The organism is Rothia sp. HMSC071C12, from assembly GCF_001813895.1.
Classification (GTDB): domain Bacteria; phylum Actinomycetota; class Actinomycetes; order Actinomycetales; family Micrococcaceae; genus Rothia; species Rothia mucilaginosa.
On the sequence record NZ_KV814371.1, the window covers coordinates 173,914 to 195,258 of the forward strand.

Genomic DNA, 21,345 nt, shown 5'->3' on the forward strand with positions numbered 1-21,345 from the left:
TTCGGTTAAATGTACGGTATTGCCCGACATCTATCCTGCCAGCTGAAAATGCCAGCTAAAACACCTCGCAGCGCCCGGCAGAGCACCCGGTGGAGCTCCTACGCGGAAGCCCCGTAGTGTTCCCAGCCCATGCCGTCCAGGGAGCGGCCGTCCATCACGACCGCCGCGCCGGTCACCGCATTGTGGCGGCGCTCGGCACCGTAGAGTTCGGCGCTCAGACCGCGCTCCGGGGCATCCGCAACGCAGGTGCCCAGGGGCACGAACTCTTCGGGCACCTCACCGGGGAAGGTCGCCAGCAGACCGTGGTCTTCCCCGCCAACCAGCACGAAGGTGCGCGCCAGGGATGCGGGGCTCTCCCCCGCCTCGTTGCGCTCACCAATCGCCAGCAGCAGGCGCGCCAACGGTAGCAGCGGCTCGGCGAAAGCATCCACGGCGGCGCGGTCGAGGCGCATCTGCACCCCGGAGGCGGCGGCAACTCGCCCGGCGTCCTTGACGAGTCCGTCGGAAAGATCCAGCATGGAGCTTGCCTTATGCTGGCGTGCCACCTCACCGGCGGGGATGGGGCTGACCGGGTGGTGCTGTGATTCGACGGCGCGCTCGCAGACCGCAATCATGTGCGCGGCATCTTCGGGGGTGAGGGTGCGGGCGAGCTCGATGAGCCCCTCGGGAAGAGCAACAGCCGATCCCTCGCCCTGCTTTTCAATCTGCTTCTGAGCCCACGCCTGTCCCACCGCATCCAGCGCCGCTTCGACTTCCTGGCCTGCGGCGATGGCACGCAACAGTGCCGTGACGGGCAGGGAGAGCGGGTTGAGTAGCAGGCGCAGACCGGCATCGGACCAGGCGGTACGCCCCGCCAGGGCGATAGTGTCACCGGGGCGCGCGCCGGAGCGTAGCACGGCGCGGTCCGTGTAGCCGAGGGCGGTAACGGTCACCGACATTTCGGTGGAGTCGCCAATATCGCCGCCGCCAATCACGCATTCGGTGGCTCCGCAGGCGTTGATTCCGTCCACAATGCCGTGGGCGAAGCCGTCAATCCAGCCGTAAGGAGTGCTACCGGGCAGGCTCAAGGAGATGAAGAGGCTCGCCGGGCGCGCACCCATAGCGGCAACGTCGGCGAGGTTCTGGGTCGCGGCTTTGCGCCCCACATCGTAGCCGCTACTGCGGGCGGGTTCCAGATTGAACTCACCGTCTTCGCCCGCCCGTGCGATACCGCCGGGCCAGAGGTTCATAAAGTCTTGGTCCTCAACGAGAGTGTCGGTGGTGACCACGGTACGCTGACCGGGCGCGGGCTCGGCGAGAACGGCACAGTCGTCGCCGGGGCCCACCTCGAGGGGTTCGATGCGCCCCGCCTGGCGTGCTGCAGCGGCAACCTGCTCGTTGTGGGCGTTGATAATCGGCATGAAAGCGCGCAGAACGCGGGACTCCCCCAGCTTTGAGAGAGGTGTCTCTCGCATGGGGTTGTCCCGCGTTTCGCTAAAAGTCTGAGGATTCACATCCTCTATTATCGCGTATTCTTACGCGTTATGTTTGCCTTATGCTCCGCGGCTGAAGTAGCGGATTGCCAGAGCAATCAGCACCAGACCGATGAGTGAGAAGAGGATCAGCGGTGCAATGCCGGAAAGTCCGGAATCGTCCGCGTCCGCATTCTTCACGGCCTGCTCCTGGGCGGCGTTCGCGCCGTCAGCCTTTGCCACGCTCTTTGCGGAGCGGCTGGCGCTAGCCGAGGTGGAGGAGCTAGGCGACTTCGAAGCCGATACCGAGCTTGAGGAGCTCGAGGGGCTTACCTCGTGGGAGTGGTCCTCGTCGGTCTTATTGCGCGAGAGGTATCCAGCAACCCAGTCTGCCGCACCCGGGATGGAGTCATTCGAGCCGTTATTGGCTGCAATTCGTCCAAGGGTGGTACCGCCGGAACGCAACGGATCGTCATCGTCGCCATCAAGCCTGTCGCTCGGTGCCTTGCTCGGTGAAGAGCTCGAAGATCCCGAAGAGGAACTTGAGGATTCAGAGGAGTTGCCCGGTCGCGGAAGCTCAATGGAGATGATGACATCTTCCCCAGAGACTTCCTGACGATTGCCGGGGACGGTCACCGGGTTGTTCGCCGGAGGAATCGGAGCAACAGGTTCGGTCTCGATCGGGGTAACCGATTTGGAGTCCGAGCTGTCCTTGTTATCCTCTACCGGAGCTACGGGAGCTACCGGAATCACGGGGATGACCGCGTCCTTGGTCGGCTCGTTAGTCGGCTCCTGCTTAGCTTCCTTGGAGGGCTCCTGAGTCGGATCCTGAACCGGGGCCGGGACGACCGGAACCTGAGAGGGCTCCTGGGTCGGCTCGGGAGTTACGTCCTTAGTCGGCTCGGGAACCGGGACGGGATCCTGGGTCGGCTCCGGGTTCGGTTCCGGAGTGGGGTCCTCAGTCGGCTCCGGGGTCGGTTCGGGAGTTACGTCCTTGGTCGGTTCAGGAGCGGGCTCCGGATTCGGTTCCGGTGTGGGGTCCTGAGTAGGCTCCGGGGTCGGCTCGGGAGTTACATCCTTCGTCGGCTCGGGAGTAGGTTCAGGGGTGGGCTCTACCGTAGGCTCAGGGGTCGGATCCTGAGTAGGCTCAGGAGTTGCATCCTTGGTGGGTTCCGCGGTGGGCTCCACAGTAGGCGCAACGGTCGGCTCCGGAGTGGGAGCGACAGTAGGTTCTGCCGTCGGCTGGACCGTAGGCTCCGCAGTCGGAGCTACAGTCGGCTCAGCCGTCGGAGTTGCGGTAGGAGCAACACTCGGTTCGGCACTTGCGCTAGGAGCTACGGTCGGCGTAGCGGTAGGTTCAGCGGTCGCATCCTTAGAGGGCTCTACGCTAGGACTCGCTGTAGCACTCGGGTTTGCAGTCGCACTAGCTGAAGCGGTGGGCTCGGCAGTAGGCTGCGCGGTAGCGTTCGGGGTAGGAGTCGCATCCGGGCTGGGCGTAGCACTTGCGGAAGGCTCAGCACTAGCGGTGGGCTGAGCACTCGAAGAAGCGCTAGGCTGAGCGGTGGGCTCTGCCTGCGCTTTGTCAGTCTTATTGTCCCCCTGAGCGGTGGGCCATGCGCTCACGGTTGCGAGCGTGGGTACTGCCGTCTGGGAGGAGGATGCCGCGGTCGCGGCGGAATCTTGGGTTTGTTCTGCGGTGCCGACAGGGTTCGGCGGAAGCTGTGACGCTGCCTCCTGCACATCTTGAGCAAATGAGGCTACGTATGGACTTCCGGAAGCAACCAGTGCTGTCGCCAGACTCGCAGAGACCACCTTACGGTTTCGTTTTCCCAAAGGTTGTCCTTGACTTTCTAATACGTTGTGAGTGAATAGATACCCAATCGCTAGGGCAGATTGGATATGCCTTCATCTATTCTACCGAATCGGCTTTTTCTTCATTACTCATTTTAGCGCTTTCATACCAATCTTTGAGCTTCAAGATGTGCAACGACCATCAACGACATCTTTTCGTTACCTAGAAGCATCATTTCATGCACTTATGAGCAGAATTACGTTTTGCCTTATCAATACCGCTTTAAAACTTGCACTCCACCATCCAAGCAGCCCCGAGGTGGGTGTAAGTGATTTTTCTCATGAGTGAAAAACGAGCGATTCTCATAAGCTTTTGGGGCTCAATACGTACCAATTACCCCTCCCGCACAGACTGAACTTGCCCACCGCGCAAAAAGCGCCCCGGCGCGAATCCCTCAAGAATCCGCACCGAGGCGCCTTACAGCAGGGGCTACTCCCCCACCGTTACGTATTCAATAACTGAGCGCAGTCAAAACGACAGCGTGCCCAAGAACTAACGCAGCTTCAAGAACAACTAACGCAGTCTCAGAACTAACGCAGCCTCAAGAACTAGCGCAGACCCAGGGGTCGTTCCATCGCCAGGGTCAGCAGCTCGCTAATCAGGTCAGTGTAAGAGATGCCGGTGTTCTCCCACATGGTCTTGTACATCGAAATCGGGGTGAAGCCGGGCATGGTGTTCACCTCGTTGATGACCAGGCGGCCATCCTCGGTGTAGAAGAAGTCCGCACGAGACAGACCTTCACCATCCAGCGCCAGGAACGCCTTCACAGCCAGCTCACGCAGACGATCCTGCACATCCTGCGGCAGGTTCGCCGGGCACACGGTCACAGCGGAAGACTCAGAAACATACTTCGCCTCAAAGTCGTAGAAGCCGTGATCCTCGTCCACAACCTCAATCTCACCGGGGTAGGATGCGCGCGGCATCTCGCCGTGGTGGCCATCGAGCACAGCGCACTCGATTTCGCGGCCCACAATACCCGCCTCAATAATGATCTTCGGGTCGTGGCGGCGTGCCTCTTCAATCGCGGGCACGAGCTCTTCCACCGAATCCACCTTGGTAATACCGAAGGAAGAACCTGCGCGGGTCGGCTTCACGAACAGGGGGAAGCCCAGCTTCAGCACGCGCTCCAGAATCTGCTCGCGGTCCTCGTGCTCCCACTGGCGGTTGGTGACAACCTCGTAGGGGCCGACCTCCAGGCCAGCAGACTCAAAAGCAACCTTCATGAAGTGCTTATCCATACCCACAGCGGATGCGGTCACGCCGCAACCCACATAGTGCAGGTCAGCCATTTCCAGCAGACCCTGCACGGTGCCGTCCTCACCGAAGGGGCCGTGCAGCAGCGGGAACACAACGTCCACCGGTGCGGTGCGGGTAACGTTGCCCTCAGCATCCACCAGGGTCAGGCGGGAATCGCCGGCGCCCATCGGCAGGAACACCTGCTGGGTACCCTCGGGGAACTCTGCGGTACCGCGAGTGCCAGCAGTCAGCTCGGCAAGCTGTTGCTCGTCGGTCAGGTACCAGCGGCCGTCACGGGTAATACCGATAGTGATGACGTCGTAGGCGGTGCGGTCAATAGCGCCCAGAACGCCGGCAGCGGTAATGAGCGAAATCGGGTGCTCGGAGGAGCGGCCACCGCACAGCAGGGCGACGGTCTTCTTCTCGGTCATATATTTCTCCTAGTCAATGTTCCCCTACCCTCATGTCCGGAAGGTGGAACGGCAATGCGTCAATAATCCTAACGCACGAATACCGTCGCGGTCACTGATGCGTTTCTCACGCACCGGTCTTCCGCAACGGTATCCGTCCTCGGATGTCTACATTCAATCTTCTTCTAGTATGTCCTGGCACACAACCCGAATCAAGGGGTGCCAGCACACCAGAAAGCTTCAAAACCTAGTGGCTCTCATGCTTGAGGCGGCGACCCAGCAGCTGAGGCGCCAACTCCTCAATGCCAATACGGCCCGAAAGCACAGCCACCACAGCCTCAACAATGGGCATCTCCACGCCGTGACGGCGAGCCAGCTCAGCCACCACGGGCGCCGACTTAATCGACTCGGCAGTCTGGCTCATGTGCTCGTGCAGACGGTCAGGGGTAATGCCCTGGGCCAGCAGGCGGCCCGCCGTGTGGTTACGAGACAGCGGCGAAGAGCAGGTCGCAATCAAGTCGCCCATGCCAGCAAGACCGCTCATGGTCGCAGCCTCGCCGCCCAACGCCACCGCCAGGCGGGTAATCTCCGCCAGACCGCGAGTCATAATGGATGCCTTCGAATTATCGCCGTAATTACGGCCCTCGCAAATACCCACGCAAAGCGCAATCACGTTCTTCACCAGGCCGCCAATTTCGGTACCCACCACATCCGTGTTGGTGTACGGGCGGAAGTACGCGCACGCAATCGCGTGAGCAACAGACTCAGCCACCGGCAGGGTACGAGCCGCAACCACGGAGGCGGTAGGCTCCTCCCCCATGATTTCCTTCGCCAGGTTCGGGCCCGAGAGCACGCACACGCGGTGCGGAATATGACCGATCGCGCGCACATCAGCACCGCGCAGAGCCATAGCCTCTTCCAGCTCCTCGGTAATGACCTGCGACATGCGCAGACCCGTACCGGTCTCCAGGCCCTTCGCCAAAGAAACCAGCATGGCGTTCGGCTCAATATAGCGGGCGAAGCTCTGCAACTGCGAACGCAGAACCTGCGCGGGCAAGGCAAGCACCACAATATCCGCGCCGGCCAGCGCCGCGGGAGCATCCGCCGTGAAGTGCATGTTATCCGGCAACTTCATTCCCGGAAAATAGCGGGCGTTCTCGCGGGTGCGCTCGCACTCAGCCATCACCTGCTCATCACGGCCGATGAGGGTCACGCGAGTGTCATCGCCGCGCTCGCGGGCAGCATCCGCCGCGATCTTAGCGAAAGCGGTGCCCCAGCTACCGGCGCCGAGCACCGCAATAGACTGTACGGTTGCCGGAGGGGTAAATTCAGGGCTTGCTGCGGGGGTGCGTCCAAAGAAAGTCACGAAAACACCAGCCTCTCTTCCTTGTGAGGTCCTTGGGTGAGCCACCGAAGGCGCCCGGTCGGGCACCTATCGGTGGCTCTCATATGATTCCCAGCGGGAATACTACTTTTCGTCCGGTTCGCCGAGTGCGCCACCGACCGGACCGGAGGGGGTGCCGGGGGCTTCACGACGCTTAGTGCGCGGATTCCAACGCCCCTCAGGAGCCTTCTCGCCGCGGATTTGCTCCAGCTCGGCGGTAATAGCATCCAGCATGGCGTCGGTGACCACGCCCAGTTCGGTGCGGGTGTGCTTAGCATCGGGGCTGGCATCCTCAACGAAGGAGGCAATATCCAGTGCCTTGCCAACCTTCACGCGGACGGTCTTGCGCGGGAACAGCGAAATCTTACGCTTCTCCTTGATGCGGCCGTCCTCGCCGGGCTCATCCACGTAGCCGAGAATCTGCTCGTCACCCCAGTGCGCCACCGGGTAGACGGGCGCGCCGGTCGCAAGAGCCAGACGAGCCGCACCGGTACGCGCCTGCATGGGCCACAGCTGCGGATCGTGAGTGGTGGTGCCCTCCGGGAAAATCACGACGGCACCGCCAGCCTCAACAATCTTGCGGGCGGTAATCAGGGACTTACGCGCATCCACCGAACCGCGAACCACGGGAATATGCGCGAGCTTGCGCATAATGTAGCCGAGCACGGGAGCACGGAACAGCGAATCCTTCGCCAAGAAGCGCGGCAGGGCGCCCTCAACGAAAGCAGGGAAAGCCACGGTCACCGGGTCAAGCTCGGTGGTGTGGTTAGCCACGATAATGTACCCACCACTCTTGGGCAGGTTCTCACGGCCGGTAATCTCAACGCGTGCGATGAGCTTGTACAGCCCGCGCGCAGCGTTACCGAGCACCTTGTACAGAGCATCACCGGAGGCGGTGGGCTCAATCTCAGGCAGAGCCTGCTTTCCCTGCTGTCCGCTCACTAGTCCTGAACCTCAACTTCCTCGGGCTCAACAACGACGATTGCTGCATCGGGCTTGGGAGCCTTCGACGCCTTGCGTGCCAGCACCTCAAAGTTGGCACCCAGGCCCTTGAGCTTCTCCTCGAAGTTCTCGTAGCCGCGAGCAATCAGCTCAACACCGCTCACGTGAGAGGTGCCCTTAGCAGTCAGAGCAGCAATAATGTGGGAGAAGCCGCCGCGCAGGTCCGGAACCTCAATGTCGGCACCGGTCAGCGGGGTGGGGCCAGAAATAATAGCGGAGTGACCGTAGCCCTTACCCTCGAAACGGCAGGGCGTGCCGCCCACGCAGTCACGCATGACGACAATATCTGCGCCCATCTGCTTCAGCGCGTTGGTGAAGCCGAAACGCTCCTCGTACACGGTCTCGTGCACGATGGACGCGCCCTTAGCCTGAGTCAGCGCCACGACGAGGGGCTGCTGCCAGTCGGTCATGAAGCCGGGGTGCACGTTGGTCTCAAAGACGATGGGCTTCAGCTGAGCTCCGGGGGTGCGCTGAGCCGGGTGGGTAAAGCGGATGCCCTCGGCGGTCACCTCGTACAGGCCGCCCATCTTGCGGAACTGGTTCAGGAACGCGGTCATGTCCTTCTGGGCTGCACCGCGCACGAAAATGTCGCCGCCGGTAGCCAGCGCCGCAGAAGCCCAAGAAGCAGACTCGTTACGGTCGGGCAGGGACGCGTGATCGTAGCCGGTCAGCTCGTCCACGCCCTCAATGACGATGGTGCGGTCCTCGTTAATGAAGATAATCGCGCCCATCTTCTGCAGAACAGCAATCAGGTCAATAATTTCGGGCTCAATCGCTGCGTTGCGCAGGATGGTCTTACCCTTAGCGCGCACACCGGTGAGCAGGACCTGCTCGGTAGCGCCCACGGAGGGGTAGTTCAGCACAATCTCTGCACCCTTCAGACCCTCTTCGGGAACAATCAAGGTGGTGCCGGTTTCGTCGTCCTTCTCAACGACTGCGCCGAACTTGCGCAGCGCAGACATGTGGTAGTCGATGGGGCGGTCACCGATCTTGCAGCCGCCCAGGTTGGGGATGCGTGCGGTACCGAGGGTGTGTAGCAGCGGGCCCACCATCAGAATCGGGATGCGGGAGTTACCACCGAAGAGCTGAATCTCCTCTGCGTTCTTTGCGGCGGTGGTTGCATCCTGTGCGGGGTTGAGGGTCAGAACACCAGCTTCGCGGTCGTAGTCGACCTTTGCACCGTGCAGCTCCACGAGGGTGGTAACGATTTCGACATCGCTCAGGTCAGGGACGTTACGCAGGGTCGAGGGGGTCGAACCGTGCAGTGCTGCGACCATCGCCTTGGGCACCAGGTTCTTGGCGCCTCGAACGTGAACCTCACCAACGAGCGGAGTGCCACCTTCAATGCGAAGCTTGCTGATGTTCTCAGTCATTAAAAATCCTTTGTGGAGTCGGCTGGTTTAGGCCGAACTTTAACAGTGTGCCGATGCGCCGCGTTCTGTCGTGCCGCGCCCCTGCCGGTAGCAGGGCGAAACGGGCGCATATATTCATCATTATTCTAAGCCCTGCGTAAAGGTGCTCCAAACACTGAAGAGCCTTTGGAACTTGTGACTGAGATTTTGCTCTGTTGTGTATGTGAAAAACCGCTCTGACCCCCTCAGATTCAGAGCCAGAAAAAACAAAAAGATACACAAATATTCACACTAATGCAAACATTTTCTGTTTCTTCGCCGAAATTTGACGTTAGTTTCGTCTTTTTAACGTCCGAATTTGAACTTGAGAGCAACCTCACCCCTACAATAACGTGCACACTCGTGCCCACTGAACGGCGCCTCCGCTCTCACGGAGGAGCCAATCAGCTCTACACTGCGGCATAGGCGCCGGCACCGACCTTGCACCCGCGCAGTACAGAGCCTCACAGGAGGGTGCGTGGCGTGCATTCACTGCATAAACCTTTGCGATGGTACCCAGCCAAAACGGTTCGGCTTCCTGATTCACTTCAACTTCAAAAATTCACTTCAACATCACCGTAAATATTCGAAAGTCAACTAAAAACCAGGGCCCATCGCAACCAACCACAGGTCGCTTCGCGGCTGCATCCGCGAACTACCGGAGGACCCCAAATATGACACATCACAACACTGCATCACGCATTTCGCGCCGTCGCCTCGTACAGGGTGCGGCATGGAGTGCCCCCGTTATCCTCGCCAGCGCAACCGTCCCTGCATGGGCGGCAAGCGGCGAGCCCACCTGCTCCCCCGCTCTGACCCTCAAGCCGACCGCAACCGGCTTCGACGACAAGGCTGGCGCATACACCGAATGGCTCGTCCCTGAAGGCGTTGGACGAGTACGATTCGACCTCGTGGGAGGTGCTGGCGGTGCCGCATCTTCCTTTACTCCCCGATACCTGACCGACGTCACGAACGCGGCCCTGGCTGGCGGCGGTGCCGGTGCACAGCTCAGCGGTGTTCTTGCGGTCAAGTCCGGCGACATCCTGCGCGTCTGGGCGGGTAACGGCGGCGTCGGCTCCGCAGCCGGCGCGGAGCCCGCACTCGGTGGCGAAGGCTACGCAGCCGGCGGCGACTCCACCGGCTCCAGCACCGCAACCGGCGCAGCGCAGGTAGTGGACACCGATAGCGGCTACGTGTACGGCGCGTCCGGCGGCGGCTCCTCCGCGGTCGAGCTCGTCCGCGACGGCGCAGTCACCGTCGTAGCCGTTGCCGGCGCTGGCGGCGGTGGCGCACAGCTGGGCACCCTCACTACCCACCAGCGCATCTTTGACGCGCAGCCCAAGGACCAGCTGAACCCGGCACTGCGCGTGGCACTGGACGGCCGTGACGCATCCACCACCGCAGGCGGTAGCGCAGGCGGCGACCTGGGCACCGACAACACCGGTCAGGGCGGCATGCTCATGGCAAGCCCCTACCAGGAGTTCAAGCCCCTTGAGGAGGACGACAAGACCCTGGACATGCGCTTCATGGTCACCGGCGGTACCGCTGGCCGCTCCGGAGTGGCGGGTACCCTCGGTGAGGCGCTGGTCGGCATTCTCGACGAGAATAACGAGCTGAAGCTCCAGCCCATGTCTACCTCCTGGTTCGAATCGTACAGCTTCCCGCGCTACTACCTTTACCAGGGCGACTCCGTGCATGAGGGAGAGAAGGGCACCGGCGGTGCGAACGCAACCGGCTCTTACCGCGGTAAGGGCGGCTCCGGCGCGCTGCTTTCCCGAACCCACGGCAAGCTCTCCCTCACCTCCGTAGCATCCGGTGGTGGCGCCGGCTACGGCGGCGGAGGCGCAGGCCTGAACATCTGGACCGTTGGCTCATACTACGAGGGCGTTTTCGGCCGTCAGGTGCAGTTCGAGGGCGAAGGCAACATCTACTCGCTCAGCGCCCTGAGCAGCGGCGGCGGCGCAGGCGGCAGCTACATTAACCACGAGGTGGTTTCTGACTTCGCTCTTGCCACCGCACAGAACGCAAACCCGACCGCGGGCGTGCGCTCCCCCGGTTCTGCAACGCTGTACGGCTGCACCGAGAACGCAACCCTGAACACCCCCATCACTGAGGGTGCCTAAGCTCTAGGTCGTCAATAAATGCGCCTCCCCGGAAGCTGATGCTCCGGGGAGGCACATTCATATGTGTGCTAGGTTTTTGGGTACAGAAAAGCTCGAAGGCGGCAACTGAATCAGTCGCCGCCTTCGAGCTTTATATCTCTAGGTTTTAGAGCTCTCGGCTTAGAGTTCCTGAGTACGGGGCATCCAGGAGGGGCGCTTCGCCTCGTACGCTTCAATAGCTTCGAGGTTCTGCAGGGTCAGACCAATATCGTCCAGGCCCTCCATGAGGCGCCAACGCACGTAGTCGTCAATCTCGAAGGGAACAACCAGCGCACCCACGGTTACGGTCTTGGACTCCAGGTCAACGGTGATTTCGGTGCCGGGCTCGTGCTCCAGCGCCTTCCAGATCAGCTCGATATCGTCCTGTGCAACCTGCGCGGTAACCAGGCCCTGCTTGCCCGAGTTGCCGCGGAAAATATCGGCAAAACGAGCAGAAATAACGACCTTGAAACCGTAGTCGCGCAGCGCCCACACGGCGTGCTCACGCGAGGAACCGGTACCGAAGTCCGGGCCCGCAACCAGCACGCTACCGTGCTTGTAGGGCTCCTGGTTCAGGATGAACTCGGGGTCCTTACGCCAGTTAGCGAAGAGGGCGTCGTCGAAGCCGGTCTTGGTCACTCGCTTGAGGTAGACGGCGGGAATAATCTGGTCGGTGTCAACATTCGAAGAACGCAGCGGCACGCCAATGCCGGTGTGCTTAATAATGGGTTCCATAATGGCTCCTTAGCTATAGCGGCGTGCTAGGCCACGACGTCGGACGGGGCGGACAGGGTACCGCGCACAGCGGTTGCGGCGGCAACCACCGGGGAGACCAGGTGGGTGCGGCCACCCTTGCCCTGGCGGCCCTCAAAGTTACGGTTCGAGGTGGAGGCGCAACGCTCACCGGGCGCCAGCTGGTCGGGGTTCATGCCCAGGCACATGGAGCAGCCGGCGAAGCGCCAGTCGGCACCGAACTCCTTGAAGACCTTGTCCAGGCCTTCTGCTTCTGCCTGCGCGCGGACCTTCTGGGAGCCAGGCACGACCATCATGCGCACGTTCTCGGCGATGGTGCGGCCACGAACGATGTCCGCTGCGGCGCGCAGGTCCTCAATGCGGGAGTTGGTGCAGGAACCCAGGAAGACAACATCCACGGGGATTTCCTTCATGGGGGTGCCCGCCTCCAGGCCCATGTATTCGAGGGCGCGTTCTGCTGCGACCTTGTCGTTCTCGTCCTCGAAGTCGTCCGGGGAGGGAACGGCGTGGCTCAGCGGAATGCCCTGACCGGGGTTGGTACCCCAGGTGACGAAGGGTTCGAGCTCGTCAGCGTTGATGAAGATTTCCTTGTCGAAGACGGCGCCTTCGTCGGTGGGCAGGCTCTTCCAGTACTCGACTGCCTTGTCCCACTCTTCACCCTTGGGCGCGTGCTGGCGACCCTTGATGTACTCGAAGGTGATCTCGTCGGGGGCGACCATGCCGGCGCGTGCGCCCGCCTCGATGGACATGTTGCACATGGTCATGCGGCCCTCCATAGAGAGGGAGCGGATTGCGGAGCCGCGGTATTCGAGCACGTAGCCCTGACCGCCGCCGGTACCAATCTGCGCGATGACAGCGAGGATGATGTCCTTTGCGGTCACGCCGGGCTTGAGTGTGCCTTCAACGTTGATTGCCATGGTCTTGAAGCGTGCCAGGGGCAGGGTCTGGGTCGCCATGACGTGTTCCACCTCGGAGGTGCCGATGCCGAACGCGAGAGCGCCGAACGCACCGTGGGTGGAGGTGTGGGAGTCGCCGCAGACGATGGTCATGCCGGGCATGGTCAGACCCAGCTGCGGGCCGACCACGTGCACGATGCCCTGTTCTTCGTCACCGAGGGAGTGGATGCGCACGCCGAATTCCTTGGCGTTGCGGCGCAGGGTCTCGATCTGGGTGCGGCTGGTCAGGTCGGCGATGGTGCCGAAGATGTTGTCGGTGGGGGTGTTGTGATCCTCGGTGGCGATGGTCAGGTCGAGGCGGCGCAGGGGGCGGTTCTCGATGCGCAGGCCTTCGAATGCCTGGGGGGAGGTCACTTCGTGCAGTAGCTGCAGGTCGATGTAGAGCAGGTCGGGCTTGCCGTTTTCACCGGGGACGACGACGTGTGCGTCCCAGACTTTTTCTGCCAGGGTGCGCGGACGGGTGCCCGCGGTGGTTGCGTTCTGTTCGCTAGTCATGCTTTCTCCTGCTTGATGCGTTCCTACGGTGGATGCGTTCGGTGTGGTGCGTGCCGCAAGTTTGCGGAGTTGAGGGGCGGATTATGTACCCGATGGGACCCTCAAATCGGTATTTCCCTGCGGCGTGTCGCATATTTTTTCACGGATTCTTAGCCTGTGAGACGGCCTAGAAACACCCCGAACTAGCGAGTGTTTTTATGTGGGTTTACTCTATGACTCCAGGGTAATTTTGCGGGATTATTCGCATTTTTCTGCGTCTTTTCGCATATTTTCACCCATAAACCCACACAAACACTTATTATGAAAAGTTCATAATTTATCCCGTAGGGGGTGATTCCATCTTCAGCTCTGCACCCCAAAGAGTCCATGAAGTCCGGGGTATCTTTCATATTCTGAGATAGAATATAAGAATGACTCCTTCCGCCTCACGTTTTAACGCACACGGAATGCGTCACCCCAACGCATCCACACACCACAACGCACCGATTGTTGACCCCGTCAAGCCGCCCGAACACATGGCAGCCGACGAGCAGATGGTAGAGGTACACTCCCACGGCTCCTCCGGCGTTGGCGTGCTCGACAAGGCAACCCTCATTCTTGACTGCCTCGAGGCAGGCCCCGTATCCCTGGGCGACCTCGTCAAGGCAACCGGTTTGGCACGCCCCACCGCACACCGCCTCGCCGTGGCGTTGGCTCACCACCGCCTCGTAGCCCGCGACGTGCAGGGACGCTTCATGCTCGGACCCCGCCTGACCGAACTCGCGTCCGCCACCATTTCCGATGAGCTCATCACCGTGGCAGACCCGATTCTGCAGAAGCTCAGCCTCGAAGCTGACGAATCCACCCAGCTGTACCGCCGCCAGGGCGACTGGCGTGTATGCGCGGCAACCGCGGCACGCCCCACCGGCATGCACGAATCCATCCCGGTCGGTACTCAGCTGTCCATGCAGGCTGGTTCCGCCGCCCAGGTTCTGCTGGCTTGGGAAGACCAGAACCGCATTGTTGAAGGCCTGCGCGACGCCCACTTCAGCGCCGCCATGCTCGCGGCTGTGCGCCGCATCGGTTGGGCGCAGTCCGTGGGTGAGCGCGAGCGCGGAACCGCCTCGGTCTCTGCTCCGGTGCGTGCGCCCGGCGGCAAGGTGATTGCGGCAGTGTCCATCTCGGGTCCGATTGACCGCATGACCCGCCAGCCGAACCGCAACTACCCTGAGCTGGTCGTTAAGGCTGCTCAGGCGATTACGGACGGTCTGCGTGAGCTTGCGGCGTCTCAGCAGGCTCCCTGCGGTGAGAGTACTGAAGAGGACTAAGCTTCAGTAGCGTGTAGATTTAACGAAAAGAATCCCTCCCCGCCTCGGTTGAGGTGGGGAGGGATTCTTTTGTGCCCTCTCAGCCTGATGCGGCTTCTCAGATACTAGTTCGCTAAATGTCCAGCGCCTTGCGGTAGGCGTTGAGGCGCTTTGCTTCTTGCTGTACCGGGGCGACCACGCAGGACTGCACCGCCTTCTCCACGCCGGTCTGCAGGCGACCCCGCAGCTTACGTGCGTAGTAACGTGAGCCCATGGCGGTAAGTAGCCTACCCACACCCGCCGAGGCGATACCGAGCAACACACCCAGCAGCAGAAGCAGGGTCGGCAGGGGCACCGGGGAGCCTTCGGGGGTCGGGGCGGGCGGCAGCTGAATCTGCAGGTATGCCATGCCGGAAATCAGGGTCAGCCAGCCGACACCTACCAGGGCGCTCAGTAGCGCGATCCATTGCAGGGCATTGAAGATGACCCAGGGGGCGCGGGTGCGACCCAGACCGTAGTCGATGCGCACCATGTCGCGTTCGAGCAGTTCGGGTAGCTCCGCCTCGCGGGAGAGGGCGGCTTCCTTCATGCTGCGTTTCCACGGTTCGTCGATGCGAGCCGCCATCTGCTTGCTGTATTGGCGCACAGCGTTTGCCATGCCAGCCTTCTGCGCGGCGCTCAGCGGGGGTAGCGAGGATGCCACCAGCTCGGGTGCGTTCTCGCTATCGGAACCGAGCATGCCCGCGGACTTCTCAGCCTTAGACGTGCTCTTCGTTTCGTCTTGCTGCCCCAGGTGCAGACGGCGCAGGGGGTCAGCCTTTAGGCGGCTCATCCAGCGGGTGAGAATCCAGCCGGTGTGCTGACCCGCAGTACGGCGGTAGGAGGCGGTTGCCGCCTGCAAAACCTGCTCTGCCTGGCTGGAGGTGTAGCATGCCTTCACGAGCTTCTGCTCCGCGTCGAGGGCGTAGGCTCCGGCGAGTACGGTGCCTTCTCCCCCTGCGTAGGTGCGCAGCTGGGAGGCGGTGGCGTGCAGCTGCGCGTCGGTTCGCTGCAGGGATAGGCTCTTGGCGGCGGCTACCTGGGCGAGCAGGTCGCGGAGCACGTCGATGCCCTCACCGGTTCGCGCGGAGACGGCGATAGGTGCGGAGAGCAGGTGCGCTTCGGTGCCCTCAGCCTGGAGCAGGCGAGTGAGGGATGCGAGCACGGCGGGCACCTCGGCGGGTGCGAGTTTGTCCGCCTGGTTGAGCACGCAGAGCGCCTGCGCGCCGGATGCGGCAAGCGGCACCATGAAGTCGCGGTGGATGACGGCGTCGGCGTATTTTTGGGGGTCGACAACCCAGACGAGTACGTCCACGTAGCGCATCATGCGGGCGGCGAGGTCGCGGTTGGTGGTGGTGACCGAGTCGAAGTCGGGCATGTCCAACAGGATGAGGCCGCCGGTGCGGGTGCGCATTTCGCCGCGTCCACCGACGGCTCGGCGGATGCGGTTGAAGAGTCCGGGTGCCGGTTCGGTGACGGCGTTGGGTGCCGCCGCTCCCCCGGTTGCCTTATTACCCTCGGTTGCCTCTCCTTCGGCGGCGAGCGCCTGAGTTTGCGGGTAGACGCGCTTGTCGATACCGAGCCAGTCAAGTAGCTCTTCGCTGCCTTCTGCTTCCCAGATTGCCGCCTGCACGGTGGAGGTGGTCGGGCGTGTGGGCGCGGAGAGGGCAATGTTCTGCCCGGCGATGGCGTTGAAGAGCGTGGATTTGCCGCTGCCGGTCGCGCCGAAGAAGCCGATGACGGTGTGTTCGGTGGAGAGTTCGCGGCGTTGGCTGAGGCGTTCGAGGGTTGCGGCGGCGTCGAGCAGCACGGTTTCGGGGACTCGTCCTTCGCCGTAGCTGATGGCGTCCTTGAGGGATGCGACGGAGCGCGCGAAGGGCGAGGTTGCCACGGCGGGGGTGGCGCCTCGCTCGGTGTTGCGCTCAGTAGTATTGCGCTCGGCGTTCTCGAGTTTCTTCTCGGGGGTAGTCATAGTGCGTTATTTCTTCGTCTGTGGTGCGGGGTGCCTGTCCGGAGTGGTTTAGCGAGCAACCGTGCCGTTAGTGTGGGCTGCGGCTTGGCGCTGTGTGGTTTGACTCTGGGTGCTCATTTCTGCGGCGATTGCCTGCACCTGCTCAGCGGCGCGGTGAATGTCCTCGGCATCAGCCTGCGGGTCGGTTTCTTCCAGTACGGCGGTGAAGGGCTGAGCGTGCTCAGTGAGCAGCCCCGACATGCGTTCGAGCAGGTCGGTGCGGGCGCGGGTTGCCATGCGGCGCACCGCGTCTTCACCGAAGATGGACTCGAGCAGTTTGGTGCCGACCACTCCGCTACCGCCGGCGATACCCGCCTCAATACCGGTGATGCCGCCGGTGAGGCTGAACGCGGCAACCATGAGCATCACGGCGGTGGCGTTCACGCCCAGGGAGAGGAAGCGGGCGCGTTTGCGCTTGTCGGCTCCTTCTTCGCGGATCATTTCGAGGACGGATCCCTGCCAGAGGCGAATCTGTTCGGCAACGGCTGCGGAGAAGATGTCCTCGGCGGACTGCACTTCCCCCTTCGCTTCGTTGCCCTTTGCCTCGCCGTTTGCGCCTACGTTCTGTTCGGGCGCGGCGGAGGCCATCTGCGGCGCATCCAGACGCGCCAGCAGGGAGCGTCCGGCGCGGCTGGCACGCCAGCGGGTGCGGGTGTTTTCGGAGGCGCGGGCGGCGGCATCCAGCACGACGGCGTGGATGCCGCTTTCGAGGGCGTCTTCTACCTTCTGTGCGGCGGCGGGCTGGCCTCGCAGGGCGGAGCTGACGCGGTCGCGCAGGCGACCGATGGTGCTGTCGAGGGAGCGGAAGAAGTCGCCGGTTCCCACGAAGTCGTGCCAGCGCGAGAGCACTTCGCCGCGCAGCAGGGAGCCGTCGGAGAGTGCGCCGTCGATGGTGGTCAGCGCGTCCTCGTATTCTTCGGCGGTGATGGTGGCAAGCGACTGGTGCGCCGCCTGCTGGCGTGCCTGTTCGGCGGCGAGCACCTGCAGGTTACCGGCGAGGGTTTCGACGGCACCGGCGAGGGTCTGCCGGGCGATGGCGGCGCGGGCGGGTGCGTCGGCGCCGAGTTCGCGGATCCACAGGGTCAGCGGGGCGAGGCTGACGGGGGCGAGCATGCCGCTTTCGTCGCGGGGCTGTTCGGTGACGGTGTGAATCAGGACGGCGTGGATTCCGGCTTCGTCGAGCATGCGTCGCAGGTCGTTTTCGATGGCTTCTTCGTCGCCTTCGGGCACGCGGTTGAGCACCACGGCGATGGCGATGGAGCGTGCGGCTGCTTCGTGGAGCAGTTCCCAGGGCACGGCGTCGGCGTAGCGGTTGGCGGTGGTGACGAAGAGCCACAGGTCTGCGGCGGAGAGCAGTTCCTTGGCGAGGGTGCGGTTTTCCTCGGAGACGGAGTCGATATCGGGTGCGTCGATGAGCGCGATGCCCTGCGGTAGCGCTGAGGTAGTAATAGGAATGAGGGCGCGCGCAATCTTCGGGTCGAGGCCGGGTAGTGCCTGCGATCCGGCGTTCATGCCGGAGGTGCGGGTGCGCGGCAGGGTGGGCAGGAAGCGTTCGGGCGACAGTGCCGCTTCGTCTTCTGCACGGTGCAGGAGTACGGGATGGCGGGTGGTGGGTCGAATCGCGCCGGACTGGGTGAGCGGTTCGCCGAGCAGGGTGTTGACGAGGGTGGATTTGCCGGCGCCGGTGGAGCCTCCGACCACAATGGTGAGGGGATTGTCGACGCTGGCACTGCGCGGCAGGATGTAGTCGTCGAGTTGGCGTGCCATGGCGGCGAGTAGGGTGCGCGCGGTGGCAGTGCCGTGCTCGGCAGTGCCGTCGTGGGTGACGGTGTAGGGGGTGCCGGGGGTTTCGCCGGCTTCTACGTCGAGCGGGAGGGGGATTCGAGTGAGCAGTTCGCGAGCTGCTTTGAGCTGCGCATAGTCGGTGGTAGTCACAGCGCTATTGTCCCATAGGGTGCACCTGCTTCATGCCATGTTTGGGTGTTGGCGCGGTCGCGTTGTGGCTAGGTTGTGCGGTTGGGGGTGCCAAGGCTGTGTGAGGGGCTGTTTTTGATAGGTGTTTGGACAACCTGAAGAGGTTGAAATACTACTTGCACACCGCGTGCAACAACTCCAATTTATGATTTATTCATAAGAAGAGCAGGTGGGAAAATCCTTGAGTTTCCGCGGGAAAAAAGCACATTTTAATGCGGTTACCCGGAACACATTGGTACGTTTTATAACCCGCATAAAACGGGCAAATATTAAGATTTGATAACTTTTTACCTTTAAGCGCAGATATGGTCATTGTGAACCTGAAAGTACGCTTAGAATCATTGAGCACGACAACCAGGCAGGTCATAACCCACACCGATTCCTTCAGATGGCTTTTGACCTGCCCTTTCTATCGCATCCGTACTCACCGCGGTATGCCACACCCATCGGGAACGCTCACCGACCCCTCACGCAACTGCAATCAACTGCCGTTGAGGTTCACTGCATCCGAGCTACCCGTTACTGCCTGCCCGTCTTTACTCTTGCGAAAGGTTGCGTATGTTCGGTTCGCTGTCACGTCGCCATCTTCTTGCTCTTTCTTCCGGAGCAGCATTGAGTGCACTCGCAAGCGCTTGCAGCCCCAGCGCAGTTTCTCGCCCTCAACCACTCGCTAACCCTTCCCCTACTAAGGCTGCTCCTCAGAGCTCCCAGACCAAATCTGCGACCACCACGCGCAGCATCACCTACGCCGAGCCCCTGCCCGCATCCGCCCTGGACGGTCGCGGACCGGCTCTTCTGCCGGATCAGTTCTTTGAGCGTTCCGGGAATTTCTCAAACGGCACTCTGAGCCATCGAGCTGTCAATGTCCCCCGCCCCACCATGCCCCCGGAGGCTAAAGAGCGCACCGTCGAGGGCCTGCACGCCTTTCTGCAGTACTGGGGTGCGGCGCAGAACTACATGCTCCTCACCGGCGATACCGACCCTTTCATGGGTCTGCCCGGTCAGGAGCACTTTAGCAACATGGCGCAGATGTACCGCGATATCTACCGCTACAACATTGGCTGGCTGGTCTCTAAGAACAACCACCCCATGTGCATTAACCTGAGCTCCCCGCAGCCGGTGCCCGCTACCGAGCAGGACGTCTACTGCTGGAAGGCGACCCTGAAGGTGGACGAGAACGCGTTCTTGTTCAACCATGAGACCCGTCAGCGTGAGCAGCTCACCGGTATCTACGGCAGCAATCAGAAGGCGGATGCTTACGTCTACTTTGGTGAAGAGGGCTGGCAGATGCTGGAGGATCCGAAGTCTTCCCCGAGTGCTACCGCCACCCCTGCGGCTACCGCTGAACCGTCCGCGAATATTCCGAGTGCGCACCCGACCCCGAATGAGGGCACCCCTTCTAAGGCGGCTCGTTATATTCGAGGCTCAGCCTAAAGCTTCTTTACATCCGTGCCTCAAAGAACCCGTCATATTGGGTGATATGAGGCACGGATGAGGGCTTTTATTTGTGTGCCACGCGTGAAATCTATAGGCTAGGGCTAGATGAGGTCCGCCCATTTTTGCCTCAATACGCGTCTACTCGCCCTGCGGGTGACTGCTTCGCGCCCTCCTGTAGGGGCGTGATGTTAGGCTGAGAATTAGAGCGTGAGCTCTTCACTTATCACCGATACTTCCGCATCACAGCACATTCAAGGGGATCACTATGATTCACAGCCGCCGCCACTTTATTGCGCTTACGGGCACCGCCGCCCTGGGTGCGATGCTTGCCGCTTGCGGTTCCAAAAAGACTGAGGAGGCGACTGCCTCCCCCACTGCTTCCGCTTCGATTGCGGGTGCCTACGACAATCTGTCGGGCGAGCTGAAGTGGACTAAGTACATTGCGGGCAACGGTGCGGCCCCGATGAGCAGCACCGACCCGGAAACCGGTCAGGTGTACACGATTGAGCCGACTGCCGGCCCGGCAAGCGTTGATTCTAAGGCGAGTGCCGTGCCCATCCCGATTGAGGATGAGAGCATGTACGACAAGAACGCCCGCGGTCTGCGCGCCACTTTCGCGTATTTTGCGGCGGCGGTGAACTATGCCCGCATGACCGGTGACCCGGGTCCTGCTCTGCAGGTGGTTCAGGCGCAGAACTCTACCGACCGTGCGGCGCTGGAGAAGCTGCGCGTGTTCTACGCGACCGGTACGAACTGGCTGGTGGGCGGCGAGTGGACGTTCCGTCTGACCGATAAGCAGCCGACGACCCGCGGCACGAAGTATTCGTGGGCGTGCACCGTGACTCAGGCACACGGCATGCGGGTTGAGAAGGCGACTAATACGACCAAGCCTCTGGAGGACACTGAGGCCCCGGAGATTAAGGCTCTGTACGCTGAGTACGATGAGGAGGCGAAGCGCTGGGTCGTGATTTCGCCTCAGCAGTACGATCCCGCGTTGACCCCGAAGCCGACTCAGACTCCGCGTGCGCATCCTTCCTCGACCTATACCCCGACGGTGACTGATGACAGCACCGTGGCGGCTAATGCTGGCGCACACACCGGCGCGAATACTTCGGGTAACGGCGCGGCTCAGGGCACTGCTCAGAATGGTGCCGCGCAGAACGGTGGTGCGCAGGCTCCTTCCGCCCAGAACGGTTCCCGTCAGTACACTGGCTCCCAGAACGGTGGTGCGCAGAATGGTAGCGCGCAGACCGGCACCGGTCAGGGTGGCGCGGCTCAGGCTCCTCAGCCTGCCGCTACCCAGGCGCCTGCGGCTACCGCGCAGCCTGTGGCAACTCAGCCTGCCGCTGCGACGGTTCAGCCGAGCGCAGCGCCCGGTGCTCCTGATCCCGGTGCCGCTCAGCCCGGTGCCGCTGGTGGAGATGCTGCTCCCGGCGCTGAGGCGCCCGGCGGTATTCCTGGTGAAGGCGCACAGTAGCCCCTCCTCTAACAGACGATGAACGCGTCCCCTCCTTCGCTACCCTCATC

The 21,345-nt window shown here is 62.1% G+C and carries 14 protein-coding genes; 4 read left to right on the forward strand and 10 right to left on the reverse strand.

The features are described 5' to 3' along the window. Nucleotides 1–98: 98 nt before the first annotated feature. From HMPREF2942_RS04005 to murA, 6 genes are all read right to left on the reverse strand, one after another. Nucleotides 99–1,454 carry a thiamine-phosphate kinase gene (locus tag HMPREF2942_RS04005; RefSeq protein WP_070688452.1) on the reverse strand — a complete coding sequence of 452 codons (1,356 nt, stop codon included), beginning with the start codon at nucleotides 1,452–1,454 and terminating at the stop codon, nucleotides 99–101. A gap of 78 nt (nucleotides 1,455–1,532) precedes the next feature. Next, complete coding sequence (locus HMPREF2942_RS04010; RefSeq protein ID WP_246823161.1) at nucleotides 1,533–3,191, reverse strand: PT domain-containing protein; 1,659 nt, start codon at nucleotides 3,189–3,191, stop codon at nucleotides 1,533–1,535. A 660-nt stretch (nucleotides 3,192–3,851) separates the two neighbouring features. Then, nucleotides 3,852–4,970: a D-alanine--D-alanine ligase family protein gene (locus HMPREF2942_RS04015; RefSeq protein WP_070593418.1), complete on the reverse strand. Its 1,119-nt coding sequence runs from the start codon at nucleotides 4,968–4,970 to the stop codon at nucleotides 3,852–3,854. Nucleotides 4,971–5,196: 226 nt separating this feature from the next. Then, nucleotides 5,197–6,315, reverse strand: a complete 1,119-nt coding sequence (locus HMPREF2942_RS04020; RefSeq protein ID WP_070688453.1) for an NAD(P)H-dependent glycerol-3-phosphate dehydrogenase — start codon at nucleotides 6,313–6,315, stop codon at nucleotides 5,197–5,199. Nucleotides 6,316–6,417: 102 nt separating this feature from the next. After that, nucleotides 6,418–7,275: a lysophospholipid acyltransferase family protein gene (locus HMPREF2942_RS04025; RefSeq protein ID WP_070688454.1), complete on the reverse strand. Its 858-nt coding sequence runs from the start codon at nucleotides 7,273–7,275 to the stop codon at nucleotides 6,418–6,420. Further along, nucleotides 7,275–8,708 (reverse strand): UDP-N-acetylglucosamine 1-carboxyvinyltransferase, encoded by a 1,434-nt coding sequence (murA, locus tag HMPREF2942_RS04030; RefSeq protein ID WP_049347430.1) that lies wholly within the window; start codon nucleotides 8,706–8,708, stop codon nucleotides 7,275–7,277. The genes HMPREF2942_RS04025 and murA overlap by 1 nt, the downstream gene beginning before the upstream one ends. A gap of 692 nt (nucleotides 8,709–9,400) precedes the next feature. On the opposite strand from murA, the gene HMPREF2942_RS04035 reads away from it, so the two are divergent. Next, a complete protein-coding gene (locus HMPREF2942_RS04035; RefSeq protein ID WP_070688455.1) occupies nucleotides 9,401–10,849 on the forward strand; it encodes a transcriptional initiation protein Tat in 1,449 nt (482 codons plus the stop codon). Between the two features lie 159 nt (nucleotides 10,850–11,008). Here the strand turns inward: HMPREF2942_RS04035 and leuD are convergent, their stop codons facing one another. After that, entirely contained in the window at nucleotides 11,009–11,602 is a 594-nt protein-coding gene (gene leuD / locus HMPREF2942_RS04040) for a 3-isopropylmalate dehydratase small subunit (protein WP_005505627.1), read from the reverse strand. A gap of 26 nt (nucleotides 11,603–11,628) precedes the next feature. Beyond that, nucleotides 11,629–13,071 (reverse strand): 3-isopropylmalate dehydratase large subunit, encoded by a 1,443-nt coding sequence (gene leuC / locus HMPREF2942_RS04045; protein ID WP_049327759.1) that lies wholly within the window; start codon nucleotides 13,069–13,071, stop codon nucleotides 11,629–11,631. A gap of 410 nt (nucleotides 13,072–13,481) precedes the next feature. Between leuC and HMPREF2942_RS04050 the strand changes: the two genes are divergently transcribed. Next, entirely contained in the window at nucleotides 13,482–14,378 is an 897-nt protein-coding gene (locus tag HMPREF2942_RS04050; protein ID WP_371440621.1) for an IclR family transcriptional regulator, read from the forward strand. 112 nt (nucleotides 14,379–14,490) lie between these two features. Here HMPREF2942_RS04050 and HMPREF2942_RS04055 read toward each other — a convergent pair whose 3' ends face one another. Further along, nucleotides 14,491–16,368 (reverse strand): GTPase, encoded by a 1,878-nt coding sequence (locus tag HMPREF2942_RS04055; protein ID WP_049347425.1) that lies wholly within the window; start codon nucleotides 16,366–16,368, stop codon nucleotides 14,491–14,493. A gap of 48 nt (nucleotides 16,369–16,416) precedes the next feature. Beyond that, a complete protein-coding gene (locus tag HMPREF2942_RS04060; protein WP_070688457.1) occupies nucleotides 16,417–18,342 on the reverse strand; it encodes a dynamin family protein in 1,926 nt (641 codons plus the stop codon). Nucleotides 18,343–18,993: 651 nt separating this feature from the next. Here HMPREF2942_RS04060 and HMPREF2942_RS04065 point away from each other — a divergent pair. After that, a complete protein-coding gene (locus HMPREF2942_RS04065) occupies nucleotides 18,994–19,815 on the forward strand; it encodes a DUF6318 family protein (protein WP_239663294.1) in 822 nt (273 codons plus the stop codon). 268 nt (nucleotides 19,816–20,083) lie between these two features. After that, nucleotides 20,084–21,295 carry a DUF6318 family protein gene (locus HMPREF2942_RS04070; protein WP_070688458.1) on the forward strand — a complete coding sequence of 404 codons (1,212 nt, stop codon included), beginning with the start codon at nucleotides 20,084–20,086 and terminating at the stop codon, nucleotides 21,293–21,295. Nucleotides 21,296–21,345: the final 50 nt, after the last annotated feature.

Coding starts and splice junctions, on each gene's coding strand:
- HMPREF2942_RS04070 (WP_070688458.1), top strand. CDS start 20,084: ATGATTCACAGCCGCCGCCACTTTATTGCGCTTACGGGCACCGCCGCC.
- HMPREF2942_RS04035 (WP_070688455.1), top strand. CDS start 9,401: ATGACACATCACAACACTGCATCACGCATTTCGCGCCGTCGCCTCGTA.
- HMPREF2942_RS04015 (WP_070593418.1), bottom strand. CDS start 4,970: ATGACCGAGAAGAAGACCGTCGCCCTGCTGTGCGGTGGCCGCTCCTCC.
- murA (WP_049347430.1), bottom strand. CDS start 8,708: ATGACTGAGAACATCAGCAAGCTTCGCATTGAAGGTGGCACTCCGCTC.
- HMPREF2942_RS04055 (WP_049347425.1), bottom strand. CDS start 16,368: ATGACTACCCCCGAGAAGAAACTCGAGAACGCCGAGCGCAATACTACT.
- leuC (WP_049327759.1), bottom strand. CDS start 13,071: ATGACTAGCGAACAGAACGCAACCACCGCGGGCACCCGTCCGCGCACC.
- leuD (WP_005505627.1), bottom strand. CDS start 11,602: ATGGAACCCATTATTAAGCACACCGGCATTGGCGTGCCGCTGCGTTCT.
- HMPREF2942_RS04050 (WP_371440621.1), top strand. CDS start 13,482: ATGACTCCTTCCGCCTCACGTTTTAACGCACACGGAATGCGTCACCCC.
- HMPREF2942_RS04005 (WP_070688452.1), bottom strand. CDS start 1,454: ATGCGAGAGACACCTCTCTCAAAGCTGGGGGAGTCCCGCGTTCTGCGC.